Origin of the sequence: Streptomyces sp. NPDC048484 (assembly GCF_040651415.1) — a bacterium.
Taxonomy (GTDB): domain Bacteria; phylum Actinomycetota; class Actinomycetes; order Streptomycetales; family Streptomycetaceae; genus Streptomyces.
In genome coordinates, this window is record NZ_JBEZJY010000015.1 from 179,191 (window position 1) to 190,864 (window position 11,674).

Annotated in this window: 10 protein-coding genes; 2 read left to right on the forward strand and 8 right to left on the reverse strand. The window is 68.2% G+C overall.

Going from position 1 to position 11,674, the window contains the following annotated elements:
• Nucleotides 1-71: 71 nt before the first annotated feature.
• From AB0D14_RS17540 to AB0D14_RS17570, 7 genes are all read right to left on the reverse strand, one after another.
• The gene (locus tag AB0D14_RS17540; protein WP_362779672.1) at nt 72-1,118 is read right to left on the reverse strand and encodes an aldose epimerase family protein; all 1,047 of its coding nucleotides are present in this window, start codon (nt 1,116-1,118) and stop codon (nt 72-74) included.
• Between the two features lie 131 nt (nt 1,119-1,249).
• A complete protein-coding gene (gene mmsB, locus AB0D14_RS17545) occupies nt 1,250-2,494 on the reverse strand; it encodes a multiple monosaccharide ABC transporter permease (RefSeq protein WP_362779675.1) in 1,245 nt (414 codons plus the stop codon).
• 5 nt (nt 2,495-2,499) lie between these two features.
• A complete protein-coding gene (gene mmsA / locus AB0D14_RS17550; protein WP_362779677.1) occupies nt 2,500-4,041 on the reverse strand; it encodes a multiple monosaccharide ABC transporter ATP-binding protein in 1,542 nt (513 codons plus the stop codon).
• Nucleotides 4,042-4,073: 32 nt separating this feature from the next.
• Complete coding sequence (gene chvE / locus AB0D14_RS17555; protein WP_362779680.1) at nt 4,074-5,189, reverse strand: multiple monosaccharide ABC transporter substrate-binding protein; 1,116 nt, start codon at nt 5,187-5,189, stop codon at nt 4,074-4,076.
• A gap of 134 nt (nt 5,190-5,323) precedes the next feature.
• Complete coding sequence (locus AB0D14_RS17560; protein ID WP_362779683.1) at nt 5,324-6,292, reverse strand: hypothetical protein; 969 nt, start codon at nt 6,290-6,292, stop codon at nt 5,324-5,326.
• 165 nt (nt 6,293-6,457) lie between these two features.
• On the reverse strand, nt 6,458-7,471 hold the full coding sequence (locus AB0D14_RS17565; protein ID WP_362779686.1) for an alcohol dehydrogenase catalytic domain-containing protein: 1,014 nt from the start codon (nt 7,469-7,471) through the stop codon (nt 6,458-6,460).
• 142 nt (nt 7,472-7,613) lie between these two features.
• Nucleotides 7,614-8,774: a mandelate racemase/muconate lactonizing enzyme family protein gene (locus AB0D14_RS17570; RefSeq protein ID WP_362779688.1), complete on the reverse strand. Its 1,161-nt coding sequence runs from the start codon at nt 8,772-8,774 to the stop codon at nt 7,614-7,616.
• A 335-nt stretch (nt 8,775-9,109) separates the two neighbouring features.
• Here AB0D14_RS17570 and AB0D14_RS17575 point away from each other — a divergent pair, with 335 nt between their 5' ends.
• Nucleotides 9,110-9,892: a hypothetical protein gene (locus tag AB0D14_RS17575; protein ID WP_362779690.1), complete on the forward strand. Its 783-nt coding sequence runs from the start codon at nt 9,110-9,112 to the stop codon at nt 9,890-9,892.
• A gap of 49 nt (nt 9,893-9,941) precedes the next feature.
• Here AB0D14_RS17575 and AB0D14_RS17580 read toward each other — a convergent pair whose 3' ends face one another.
• Complete coding sequence (locus AB0D14_RS17580; protein WP_362779693.1) at nt 9,942-10,412, reverse strand: MarR family transcriptional regulator; 471 nt, start codon at nt 10,410-10,412, stop codon at nt 9,942-9,944.
• Nucleotides 10,413-10,536: 124 nt separating this feature from the next.
• On the opposite strand from AB0D14_RS17580, the gene AB0D14_RS17585 reads away from it, so the two are divergent.
• Nucleotides 10,537-11,568, forward strand: coding sequence for an NADP-dependent oxidoreductase (locus AB0D14_RS17585; RefSeq protein WP_362779695.1), 1,032 nt, complete (start codon nt 10,537-10,539; stop codon nt 11,566-11,568).
• Nucleotides 11,569-11,674: the final 106 nt, after the last annotated feature.

Here is an 11,674-nt window from a genome sequence, read left to right on the forward strand (position 1 = left end):
CGGGCGGCTGTGTGTCCCTGTTCAACGACTGTGAATTGATGTGCAAGTTGTGAACCTGCTGTGAAGGCGGGTCACGAGCCGAACGAGTGCACCGTCGTCGAGCGGTACGTCTCGCCCGGCCTGAGTACGGTCGACGGGAACTCCGGGCGGTTCGGCGAGTCGGGGAAGTGCTGGGTCTCCAGGCACAGCGCGTCGCCCTGCCGGTAGGCCCGGCCACCGGGGCCGACGAGGGTGCCGTCCAGGAAGTTGCCGGTGTAGAGCTGCACGCCCGGCTCGGTCGTCGCGATCTTCAGGGTGCGGCCGGAGACCGGCTCCCGGAGGTTCACGATGTGCTCGGGCCGTTCGGTGAGTCCCTTGTCGAGGACCATGTTGTGGTCGATGCCCTTGGCGTGCAGGAGCTGTGGGTCGGCCCGACGCAGGTCCGCCCCGACCGGCTTCGGCAGACGGAAGTCGAAGGGTGTGCCCGCGACGTCGGCGAGTTCGCCGGTCGGGACGAGACCCGCGTCGACCGGCGTGTAGCGGGACGCGGCGATCATCAGCACGTGGTCGTGGACGGAGCCGCCGCCCTCGCCGGCCAGGTTCCAGTACACGTGGTTGGTGAGGTTGACGACCGTGGCCCGGTCGGTGGTCGCCTCGTAGTCGACACGCCAGTCGCCCTGCCCGGTGAGGGTGTAGGTGACCTTCGTGGTCAGCGTGCCGGGGTGGCCCATCTCGCCGTCGGGGCTGGTGCGGCGCAGGATCAGGCCCACGCCGGAGGCGGAATCGAACTCCTCCACGTCCCAGACCTGACGGTCGAAGCCCTCGGGCCCGCCGTGCAGGTGGTGTCCGCCGTCGTTGACCGGCAGTTGCCTGTCCTCGCCGTCGAGGGTGAACCGGCCCTTGGCGATGCGGTTGCCGTACCGGCCGATGATCGCGCCGAAGTACGGGCTGGACGTCTCGTACGCCTCGATCGTGTCGAAACCGAGGGAGATGTTGGTGTACCGGCCGTGGCGGTCGGGGAGTTCCAGGGACTGGACGATGCCGCCGTACGAAAGGACCTTCAGCCGCGTGCCGCCGTTCTCCAGCGCCCAGCGGTGGACCTTCGTTCCGTCGGCGAGTTCGCCAAAGAGTTCTTTCACCGGTTCCTGATCTTCCCGAGACGTGGACTGTTCCTGTCGCGCCCAGTGGCCTGTTCCTGTCGCGCACAAAGGAAAGCACAAAGAAAAATGGGGCCCCGTGGACTGTACGTCCACGGGGCCCCACCTGCGCGTTACGAACCGACCTTGCGCTTGTTCCAGACGTCGAAGCCGACCGCCGCGAGCAGCACCAGGCCCTTGATGACCTGCTGCCAGTCACTGCCGACACCGACGAGGTTCATGCCGTTGTTGAGCACGCCCAGGACGACACCACCGATGATCGCACCGAGGACCGTGCCCACGCCGCCGCTCATCGACGCGCCGCCGATGAACGACGCGGCGATCGCCTCCAGTTCGAAGTTCACACCGGCCTTCGGCGAGGCCGCGTTGAAGCGGGCAGCGAAGACCAGACCGGCCAGCGCCGCGAGCATGCCCATGTTGAGGAAGACCAGGAAGGTGACCTTCTTGTCCCGCACACCGGACAGCTTCGCCGCGGGCAGGTTGCCGCCGATCGCGTACACGTGGCGGCCGATGACGGCGTTGCGCATCACATAGCCGAAGCCGACGACGAGGACGCCGAGGATGATCAGCACCACCGGGGCGCCCTTGTAGCTGGCGAGCATCATCGTCACCGTGAGCACGGCGGCGACCAGCGCCACGATCTTCAGCAGGAACAGCTTGGTGGGCGGTACTTCGAGCGCGAACTCCTGCTGGCGCCTGCGGTCACGGACCTCCTGGATCACCACGAAGGCGATCACGGCGAAGCCGAGGAGCAGCGTGAGGTTGTGGTAGTTGGTGTCCGGGCCGACCTCGGGAAGGAAGCCGTTGGAGACCTTCTGCAGACCCTTGGGGAACGGGCCGAGCGTCTGGCCCTCCAGGAAGATCTCCGTCAGACCGCGGAAGGTCAGCATGCCCGAGAGGGTGACGATGAAGGACGGTATGCCGAGATACGCGATGAAGAACCCTTGCGCGGCTCCCGCGGCGGCGCCCAGGAGCAGGCACAGCACCACGGCCAGCGGCCAGGGGATGTCGTGCTTGACCATCAGTACGGCCGCCACCGCGCCCACGAAGGCGGTGAGCGAGCCGACCGACAGGTCGATGTGGCCCGCGATGATGACGAGCATCATGCCGATCGCGAGGATCAGGATGTAGCTGTTCTGCAGCACCAGGTTGGAGATGTTGCGCGGCAGCAGCAGGTCGCCGTCCGTCCACACCGCGAACAGCGCCACGATCAGGCCCAGCGCGATCAGCATGCCGTACTGCCGCATGTTGCGGCGCATGCCGTCGATCATCAGGTGCAGCAGGCCGTCGCCCCCGGTCGAGCCGCCCTTGCCGGCAGGCGCCGGCGCGGGGGACTTGGCGGTCACGTTCGTGCTCATCGGTCTTACCTCTTGTCCTTCGTCATCTGGCGCATCAGCACTTCCTGCGTGGCCTCGGCCCGCTGGACCTCACCGGTCAGCCGTCCGGCGGCCATCGTGTAGATGCGGTCGCACATTCCGAGCAGTTCGGGCAGCTCGGAGGAGATGAAGACGACCGCCTTGCCCTCGGCGGCCAGTTTGTCGATGACCGTGTAGATCTCGAACTTGGCGCCCACGTCGATGCCACGGGTCGGCTCGTCCAGGATCAGCACGTCGGGTCCCGCGAAGATCCACTTGCTGAGGACGACCTTCTGCTGGTTGCCGCCCGACAGCTTGCCCACCGGCTCGAAGACGGTCGGCGCCTTGATGTTCATCGACTTGCGGAAGCCCTCGGCGACCTGCCGCTCCTCGTGCTCGTCGACGACACCGCGCTTGGAGACCTTGCCCAGCGCGCTGAGCGAGATGTTCCGGTTGATGGTGTCGATGAGGTTGAGGCCGTAGTGCTTGCGGTCCTCGGTCACGTACGCGATCCCGTGCTTGACCGCGTCGGACACGGTCTTCGTACGGATCTCCGTGCCGTCCTTGAGGACGGTGCCGCCCGCGTACCGGCCGTAGGTGCGCCCGAAGACGCTCATCGCCAGCTCGGTGCGCCCGGCGCCCATGAGCCCGGCGATACCGACGATCTCCCCGCGGCGCACCTGGATCGACACGTCGTCGACGACCTTGCGCTGCTGGTCGATCGGGTGGCGCACGGTCCAGTTGCGGATCTCCAGTGCCGGTGCGGCGCCCACCTCGGGCTCGTGCGGGGTGCGCTCCGGGAAGCGGTGGTCGAGGTCGCGTCCGACCATGCCGCTGATGATCCGGTCCTCGGTGGTCCCGGCGGCCTTCACGTCGAGGGTCTCGATGGACCGCCCGTCGCGCAGGATCGTCACCGAGTCCGCGACCGTCTCGATCTCGTTGAGCTTGTGCGAGATGATGATCGAGGTGATGCCCTGGTCCTTGAGACCCAGGATGAGCTCCAGGAGCTTGCCGCTGTCCTCGTCGTTCAGAGCCGCCGTCGGCTCGTCGAGGATCAGCAGCTTCACCTTCTTCGACAGCGCCTTCGCGATCTCGACGAGCTGCTGCTTGCCCACGCCGATGTCGGCGACGCGGGTGTCCGGGTGCTCGTCGAGCCCGACCCTGCGCAGCAGCTCCGTCGCGTGCTTCAGCGTCTCGCTCCAGCTGATGAACCCGCGCGTGGCGTGCTCGTTGCCGAGGAAGATGTTCTCCGCGATGGAGAGGTAGGGCACCAGGGCGAGCTCCTGGTGGATGATCACGATGCCGTGCTGCTCGCTCGCCCTGATGTCCTTGAACGTGCAGGGCTCACCCTCGAAGAGGATGTCGCCCTCGTAGGTTCCGTGCGGATGGACGCCGGAGAGCACCTTCATGAGGGTCGATTTTCCGGCGCCGTTCTCACCGCAGATGGCGTGGACCTCGCCCGGACGGACGCTCAGGGAAACGTCCGACAGCGCCTTGACGCCCGGAAAGGTCTTGATGATCGAGCGCATTTCCAGGACGGGTCCCGCCATGGTCGTGCCTTCCAATCCCTAGGGGGTGGCGGTTACTTGACTGCGCCGGCCTTGACGTAGCCGGAGTCGATGACGACCTTCTGGTAGTTGGTCTTGTCGACGCTCACCGGGGTCAGCAGGAACGCGGGCACGACCTTCGTGCCGTTGTTGTACGACTTGGTGTCGTTGATCTTGGGCTTCTTGTCATTGAGCACCGAGTCGACCATGTTCGCGGCGACCTTCGCGAGCTCGCGGGTGTCCTTGAAGACGGTCGCCGTCTGCTCGCCCGCCTTGATCGACTTCAGCGAGGCGACCTCGGCGTCCTGGCCGGTGACGACCGGCAGCGGCTTGCTCTTGGAGCCGTAGTCGTCCGACTTGAGCGCCGACAGGATGCCGATGGAGATGCCGTCGTAGGGCGAGAGCACCGCGTCGACCTTGTCGCTCTTGTACGCCGAGGTCAGCAGGTCGTCCATGCGCTTCTGGGCGGTGCCGCCGTCCCAGCGCAGGGTGGTGACCTGGTTCATCTTCGTCTGGCCCGACTTGATCACCAGCTGCTTCTTGTCGATGTACGGCTGCAGGATCTTCATCGCGCCGTTGAAGAAGTACTGGGTGTTGTTGTCGTCGTTCGAGCCGGCGAAGAGCTCGAGGTTGAACGGGCCCTTCTTGGAGCCGTCCTTCAGGCCGAGCTTCTCGGCGATGTAACCGCCCTGGAGCTCGCCGACCCTCTCGTTGTCGAACGACGCGTAGTAGTCGACGTTCGGCGAGTTGAGGATCAGGCGGTCGTAGGAGATGACCGGGATGTCGGCGTCCTTGGCCTGCTGGAGAACGTTGTCGAGCGACTTGTTGTCGATCGCCGCGATGATCAGCGCGGACACACCCTGCGTGATCATGTTCTCGATCTGCGAGACCTGGGTGTCCGTGTCGTCCTCGCCGTAGGCCAGCTTGGTCTTGTAGCCGGCCGCCTTGAGGTTCTTCTCCACGTTGGCGCCATCGGCGATCCAGCGCTCGGAGGACTTGGTCGGCATGGCGATACCGACGGTGGAACCCTTCTTCGACTCTCCCTTGCCGTTCTCGCTGCCGCCGTCACTGTCCTGCCCGCAGGCGGAGAGGGTGAGGGCGAGGGAGGCTGCCGCGGCTATGGCGGAGAGGGCTGCCTTGCGACTACGCATGATCATCTTCCTTGATGCTCTGACGGGGCTCGGCCTTGAGTTGTGGGGGAGTTGGAGCGAGGAACGGCCGAGAGGAGGTATGTGCGATTGTGTTCGGCCGCGTCGTCTTTTGTGAAGAGGGTGTGCTCGGAACGTTATGAGGGAATACCAAACCGTTGGAGTGTTCCCGGCAGTCGCGAGCCGAGCGGCGCCATGTCGCCGTCCGCCCCGTGTCGCGCCAGCAGGTCCAGGGCGAGCCGACCGCGCCGCACCCTCTCCCGTGCCGTGGACAGCGTCAGGTCCCTCATGTGGTGACCGTACGGGTAGATCCCGGGAGCCTTGGACAGACCGAACTTCAGGTACAGCGGTGCGCCACGTCTGATCAGCTCGGCCACCTCGTACATGCGCACGTAACCGCCAAGATCGTCGGGTGCCTCGATGTACATGTCCATCGGAGCCGCGCTGACCCTGCGGATCTCCGTCAGGTGGTCCAGCGTGAGGTCGCTGGGCACGTTGACGGAGTCTCCGCCGAGCTGCTCGTACACGGCGTACGCGGCCGGGTTGACCGGACCGATGAGCGCCGAGACCTTGAGCGTGGTGTCGGCCGGGATGATCCCGGCGACACGGGCCCTGTGCAGAGTCCACAGCACGCCCTCGTCAGCCACGAGGAGGCACTTTACGCCCAACTCCGTTGCACGGACGGCGTCTTCCAGACAGCCGGCGACCGCATCGTGACCGCGGGCCCGGGTGCCGCCGCCCCGCGAGTCGGTACGCGTCGAGCCGCCGATGTCCCACGTGCCGCGCGGACCGGTGAAGAGGCAGAGCTCGATGTCGCGCTCGGCGGTGGCGTCGACCATCTCGGTGATCTCGGCGTCGGTCAGCATCCAGATGCCACTGCCCTGGCTGATCCGGTGGATCGGCACGTCGAGCCGCGAGGCCTCCTTCAGGACCACGGCCAGCGCCTCGGGCCCCTCGCAGGAGGGGATCTCGGTGCGCCAACGGCCGCCTCCCGGGAAGGCGTGCGGTGAGGCGTCGGCGGGCGACAGGGCGGGCGCGCCCAGGCCGAGCGCGGCGAGCGCCTGCTCACCGGGTCGACGGGCCGCCTTGGGAGAAGCGTCGGTCACAAGCTTTCCTTAGCTCTGGCAAAGAATGCATTCGACATGTCGGACATCGTTCGTGCCGGTGGATGTACGCCGGTACGGAGCGTCAGGTCTCCGCACCGGCGTACGGATCGCGGGGTCGGCCGGCATCGCGGACCCACGGGCTGCTGGTGATCCACCAGCGGCCCGCTAAGGCCGCAGCAGCACCTTGCCGACCTTCGGATCGCCCGATCCCACCAGCTCGATGGCGTGGGCGAACTCGTCCAACGGCAGTTCGTGCGTGACCAGCGGAAGCGGGTCGAGGAGGCCGGCGCCGAAGACGCGTACCGTGTGCGCCCAGGCCTCCGGCGGCGCCCCGAAAACGGTGTGCACCTCCAGCTGCCGTACGACGAGGTCGGTGGGGTCGAGACCCTCGGCGCCCGGGGCCGGGATGCCCGTGAGCACCAGACGCCCGCCGCGCCGCAGCAGGGAGGCGGCGGTGGTCGCGGCGGTCGCGGAACCGGCGGTCTCGATCACCACGTCGAAGTCGTCGGGCAGTTCCTGGTCCCGGGTACGGAACTCGGTGGCACCGAAGGTCTTCGAGAGCTCCTCGCGGTCCGGACGGGTGCCCACCACGAGCAGCTCCGAGGGCGAACCCGCCTTCAGGAACTGCACGGCGAACATGCCCAGCGTCCCGGTGCCGACGACCGCCACCCGCTCGCCGGGCCGCGCGTTCGCCTTGAGCGCCGCCGCCGCGACACAGGCCGCGGGCTCCAGGAGCGCCGCCGCCGTCAGATCGGCGTCGTCGGCGAGGACGTGCAGCAGCCGGGCGGGCAGCGTGAGCGTGCCGGCCATGGCGCCGGGCTGGGTGAAGCCCGTCTCCTCGTAGCCGGCCGTGCACAACGTTGTCTCGCCCTCGTGGCAGCGGTCGCAGACCTGGCAGTTGCGGAACCCCTCGCCCACCACCTTGCGGCCCACGAGGCCCTGCGGAACCCCGGCGCCGACCGCCTCGACCGTGCCGGACCACTCATGGCCCGGCGTCAGCGGGTATCGGACGTACCCCTCAGGGCGGTTGCCCTGGTACACCTCACGGTCGCTGCCGCAGATGCCGCTCGCGTGGACCCGTACGAGGGCCTCGCCGGCGGCGGGGGCCGTGGGCTCGTGGGGGGCCAGCCGGTGCTCGCCGGGCCCCTCGATGACGACGGCCTGGGTGGGGGCGCTCATGACGGCTCCGGGGCGGTGGGGCGGGGCGGGGTTACGAAGGAGCGGTGTCCCCTCCGGGCTGCCGCGGCGCATGACCACAGCGGCGTCCGGCGGCGGTGCACAGCCTGCCACAGCCCCCTGTGCAACTCGGTGCCGGGCGCCGTCACTTGGCTCCGCCCTTCGGCTTGCGCTGCTCCCAGCCGTCCGCCCACAGGTCGAAGCGCGCCTGCTGCTGCGGGAACTCCGCCGCCGCGTCGGTGTCGAGCTCGACACCGAGACCGGGCTCGTGGGACAGCTCGAAGTAGCCGTCGACGACCTGCGGGGCGCCCTTCACGACCTTCTTGATGTCCGCGTCCGCGAAGTCGTTGAAGTGCTCAAGGATCTTGAAGTTCGGGGAGGTGAAGCCGACCTGGAGAGAGGCGGCGGTGAGGACCGGGCCGCCCACGTTGTGGGGCGCCACCAGCACGTAGTGCGCCTCGGCGGTCGCCGCCAGCTTCCGGGTCTCCCAGATGCCGCCGATGTGGCCGACATCCGGCTGGATGATGTCCACGGCCTGGCTCTCGAAGAGCTCGCGGAACTCGATGCGGTCGTGAATACGCTCACCGGTCGCGACCGGGATGTCGACCCTCGCCGCCACCTTCTCCAGCGCCTTCAGGTTCTCCGGCGGGACCGGCTCCTCCAGCCAGGCCGGCTTGAAGGGCGCGAGGTCGCGGGCGAGCCGGATGGCCGTGGCCGGCGAGAAGCGGCCGTGCATCTCCAGCATCAGCTCGGTGTCCGGGCCGATCGCGTCCCGGACCGCCTCGATCAGCGAGACCGCGTACAGCGACTGCTCGTGGTCGAGCTCGAAGTGACCCGTCCCGAACGGGTCGATCTTCAGGGCCTTGTACCCGCGCGCGACGACCGCCTGAGCCGCCTTGTGGTACGCCTCCGGAGTGCGCTCCGTGGTGTACCAGCCGTTCGCGTACGCCTTCACGCGGTCGGTGACCTTGCCGCCCAGCAGCTGCCACACGGGTACGCCCAGGGCCTTGCCCTTGATGTCCCAGCACGCCATCTCGATCACGGCGATGCCGGACATCACGATCTCGCCGGCCCGCCCGTAGTCGCCGTACTTCATGCGACGCACGAGGTCCTCGACAGCGAAGGGGTCGGAACCGAGAATGTGATTGGCCTGCGCCTCGCGCAGATAGCCGATCAGCGCGTCGGTATGCCCCAGCATGCGGGTCTCACCGACTCCGGTGATGCCCTCGTCGGTGTGCACCTGGACATAGGTCAGGTTGCGCCATGGCGTCCCGACCACGTGTGTGCTGATTCCGGTGATGCGCACGGAAATTGCCCCTTGTTGTGCTCTGCGGCTGCTTTACGGCTCTGTTCGTGATGTTGGTGATGCTCGTCGTGTTCGAGATGCCGGCGGTGGCGGTGATGCCGGTGATGCGTTGTTCGAAATTTCGTCACACGTTCGAAATGCTGGCCAGACAGTAAGGACGGGGCGGTGGCGGTGTCAATGGCCGAGCGAATAACGGTTTAGACGCGATGGCGGGGGAAGGGGGCGAATGGTCCGTCCTGTCCTCAACCGGCCACACCCGAACGGCCAGTTCGGCACAGAACTTTCACAGCTGCGACTGTGAACGTGACCTGCGCTGAGTTTAGTCTTCCGGCGACATGGACTATTGCCAGCCGTGCCACCGGCACCTCAACGGCGCCCTCGCTTGCCCGGGGTGCGGTACATCGGCCGAAGCATGCCGGGAGTACGCGGCCTCTCTCGAAGACCGGGAGAACGCCGACGGGCGCGGCGAGCGCGATGAGCGTGATGAGCGCGACGGCCCTCCGGGCGAGGGTGACGAGCCGGAGGGCGGCGCGGGGCGCCGGTCCCGGCGCCGGGGGAGCCGCGGGGTCCGCGCGAGCCGCCGCGACCGGCGGGCAGCACTGCACCGGCGGCGCCGCAAGCGGGTGCTGCTCGCGGGCGCGGGGCTGCTGCTCGCGGCCGGCGGGCTCAGCCTGGCCGAGCTGGGCATGGAAGCCCCCTCGTCCGAGCCGAAGGCGTCGGCCGCGGACGGGGCGTCGTCCGGTTCCTCGGCCTCCGCGGACGGCTCGTCGTCGTCCGACGACGAAGCCGGGACCTCGGGCGGGGCGGGCGCGAAGTCCCCGGAGGCGTCACCCTCGGCCTCGGCCTCGGAGACGAAGAAGTCCAAGAAGGACAAGGACAAGGACAAGGGCAAGGACGGCAAGGACGCGGACGAGGGCGGGGACGGGCGGGAGTCGGACGGCCGGTCGTCGCCGACGGTCGATCCCACATCGTCTGCTCCCGCAGGGGATCCGGCGACCCCGGACGATCCCGGGAGCTCGGACCCAGGGGGCGAGGATCCGGCCCCCACGACGGAGGCCCCGGACCCGGACCCCAGCCCGTCGCAAACGTGCGACCGCTTCCTGTGGTGGTGCACTTAGCCGGCGGGCCTACGGGGAATGGCGCGCCCAGACCCCACCGGGCCGCGGTTCACCCGTCGGCCGAACCCGGGTCTCCCGTGCCGGCGGAGCCGTCGAGCATGCGCAGCAGTAGCCCCCGCAAAGACATCCGCTCGTCCCGCGACAACCCTGCGAGCGGCTCCCGCGCGAAGCGCAGGGACTCCCGCAGGCTCCGGGCCACCCGCCGCCCCTCCTCCGTGGTCGCGGCCAGCTTCACGCGCCGGTCCCCGGGGTCGGGCCGCCGCTCCGCCAGCCCGCGGGCCTCCAGCCGGTCCACGATCCCGGTGACGTTCGACGGCTCACACTTGAGCCTCTGGGCCAGTCGCCGCATCGGCAGCGGCTCCAGCGAGAGCAGGCTCAGCAGCCGGGCCTGCGCCCCTGTCAGCGCGTGCTCCGCCGCCGCCTCCTCGTACTCCTCGTGGTAGCGCGCCACGACCGTGCCGATGAGGTCGACGACCTCAAGGGTCAGTGGGTCGATCGGGGGAAGCTTCTGTGTGCCCATGCCGACAGGCTACTCCGTTACTTGACAACATGAAATATTGAGGCGCATGGTTGTTTCACATGCTGAAGCATTCTGAAGCGTGGATCCGTCGAACCAAGAGTCGAACCAAGAAGGGCGTCACTCCATGACCCACTCGGCCGAGCTCCCCACCACGAACCGCGAATGGCACCTCGTCAGCCGCCCGGTCGGCTGGCCGAAGCCGGAGGACTTCGCCCTGGTCGAGGCCGAGCTGAAGCAGCCCGGCCCGGACCAGGTGCTGGTGCGCAACAAGCACCTCTCCGTGGACCCGTACATGCGCGGCCGCATGAGCGACGCGAAGTCGTACGTCGCCCCCTTCGAGCTCGGCAAGGTCATGCAGGGCGGTGCGGTCGGTGAGGTCGTCGCGTCGAACGCGGAGGGCATCGCCGTCGGCGACCACGTCCTGCACTTCTTCGGCTGGCGCGAGTACGCCGTGGTCGACGCCAAGCAGGCCATCAAGGTGGACTCCGAGGCCGCGCCCCTGAGCACGTACCTCGGCGTCCTCGGTATGACCGGCCTCACCGCGTACGCGGGCCTGCTGCGCACCGCCTCCTTCAAGGAGGGCGACTCCGTCTTCGTGTCCGGTGCCGCAGGCGCCGTCGGCAGTCAGGTCGGCCAGGTCGCCAAGCTCAAGGGCGCCTCGCGGGTCATCGGCTCGGCCGGCTCCGACGAGAAGGTCAAGCTGCTCGTGGAGGAGTACGGCTTCGACGCGGCCTTCAACTACAAGAGCGGCCCCGTGAACGAGCAGCTGAGGAAGGCCGCCCCGGACGGAATCGACGTCTACTTCGACAACGTCGGCGGCGACCACCTGGAGGCCGCCATCGGCGCCCTCAACCTGCACGGCCGTATCGCGATCTGCGGGATGATCTCCGTCTACAACAACACGGAGCCCGCCCCCGGCCCGAAGAACCTCGCCCGCCTCATCGCCACCCGCGGCCGTATCGAGGGCCTTCTCGTTGGCGACCACTACGACCTGCAGCCGCAGTTCGTCCAGGAGGTCGGCCCCTGGGTCGCCTCCGGCGAACTCAAGTACCGCGAGACGGTCGTCGAGGGCATTGAGAACAACCTGGAGGCGTTCCTCGGCGTCCTGCGCGGCGACAACACCGGAAAGATGATCGTCACGCTCTCCAAGCCGTGATCTCGCCATGAATCCAGCCCCGGTTCACGTCGCGGGGGGACACCGATGGCCGCGACCGGGAACGCCATGACCAACAGCAGGTGGTGCGGCGCCCCCCCCCGGACGG